The following is a 1,702-nucleotide window of genomic DNA, read 5'->3' as shown; positions in this document are numbered from 1 at the left end:
GACCAAAAGAAATCGACATGCTATTTTCGATCGAGGAAATAAGAGCTGATTTCGAAAATTATGAGATTCTTGTATTAGAAGAAAAAGAAATTGAACTGAATGAGGGTTTGTTTCATAACGGCCAGGGCTCGGTAATCAGATTTGTTGGAAGAAGGAAATAAAGCAGTTTAGTCTATAGTTGAGAAATGAATTTAAAAAACAGTAAAGTTTTGCACAATTTTTTAGACACTAGGATTATAGTTTTTATCAACCTAAAGCCATAAATTCGTAAAATCAAAAACAACAAAAACAGATAAATATAATACTATGAAAACGATGATTAAATCAATCGCGTTGCTATTTACAGCAATTACTATTTCTGTAAGTGCAATGGCACAAGATGCTCAGCCTAAACCAAGTCCTGCTGCTACAGCGACAGGAAAAGTTAAAGGTGCAACCATTACCATCAACTACAGCAGCCCTGCCGTAAAAGGACGTAAAATCTGGGGCGGTTTAGAAGCCTTTGATAAAGTATGGCGCGCAGGTGCAAACGAGGCTACTACTTTCGAAACCGATAAAGATATCGTAGTTGAAGGTAAAGCTTTGGCAGCAGGAAAATACAGCTTCTTTTTAATCCCTAAAGAAAGCGGAACCTGGACAGCTATTTTTAACAAAGAACCAAAACAGTGGGGTGCTTATAAATACGAAGAAGCTAAGGATGCTTTGCGTGTTGATGTTAAAACCAAAGCCTTAAAAGCTACACAAGAACGTTTGGTTTATAAAATTACCAAAAGCGGATTCGCTTTAGAATGGGATAAAATTTCTGTTCCGGTTAACATTAAATAATAAGATAAAATTATTTCACAGCCGTCCTGATTTACATTAGGACGGCTTTTTTTATGCCGTTTTTTTGAAAATGGCTGGGTTGTAATTCTTGGCGGTTTGCAGTCCCGTTTTCCATTACTCCCGACTTAACGTCGCGATTCATTATCCTATCGGTTGGTGTCTCACCGACCGAAATAAAAGATATTCTTATTAGAGGAAATGAGAGGCTTGCGGTTCTTGGATGCTTGCAGTCCCGCCATTCGCTATAGTCCCGATGAAGAATCGGGAGCTGCCGCTGCTGTCGGGTTTAAGGACAAGGGTTTGTGCATCCTGCAACCCAACAAATGAAATGCTGCTGTAGCCACTTAGCCCCGGTTGAAGCGTTACCCTGCAGCAACGAGGTATCCCGAAGTTTCGGGAAAGCGTAAAAGCAAAAAACGGGAAGAAACTTCTTGTTCTATACAGGGCTTGCGCTTCAAAATAAAAAACATATTTTGTTAAAGCTTTTTCTAATGATAGTCGGGATTTGCAATCGAGTCTTAAGAGCTTAGGATTTATAATCCTGACAAACAGTTAAAACTTGTAGAACTAGAACACTAGGGGTCCGGATTACAAATCCAGACCAACAACTTCTGTAAAGAACCTAAAACATAATAGCTACTTCATGTTAAAATACTATTTTAGGACAATTTAAAAATAAACACAAATAATGAAGCTTCCTATTAAACTACTGGCAATATTACCGCTTCTTTCATTAAACGTTTTAGCTCAACAAAAAACACAGCTTTTTTCTATTAAAACAGCAAAGCCTGTCGATCAGGTGAACGTTTTTTTAGGATCTTCAGCAGATCATGGGCAGATGTCGCCAGCTGCATCGGCCCCTTTTGGCATGTTGAGT

Annotated in this window: 2 protein-coding genes; both read left to right on the top strand. The window is 38.4% G+C overall.

The window, feature by feature from the left end:
• The first annotated feature begins 315 nt into the window (after nucleotides 1-315).
• On the top strand, nucleotides 316-825 hold the full coding sequence (locus AC1DND_RS27360) for a DUF2911 domain-containing protein (protein WP_477585940.1): 510 nt from the start codon (nucleotides 316-318) through the stop codon (nucleotides 823-825).
• Between the two features lie 688 nt (nucleotides 826-1,513).
• Nucleotides 1,514-1,702: hypothetical protein (locus AC1DND_RS27355; RefSeq protein WP_477585939.1), on the top strand; the 189-nt coding region annotated here is incomplete at its 3' end.

This window comes from Pedobacter sp. 01N416, from assembly GCF_056399685.1.
Note: the sequence above shows the minus strand (reverse complement) of the source record. Positions and strands in the feature narration are given on the sequence as shown.

Coding starts and splice junctions, on each gene's coding strand:
- AC1DND_RS27360 (WP_477585940.1), top strand. CDS start 316: ATGATTAAATCAATCGCGTTGCTATTTACAGCAATTACTATTTCTGTA.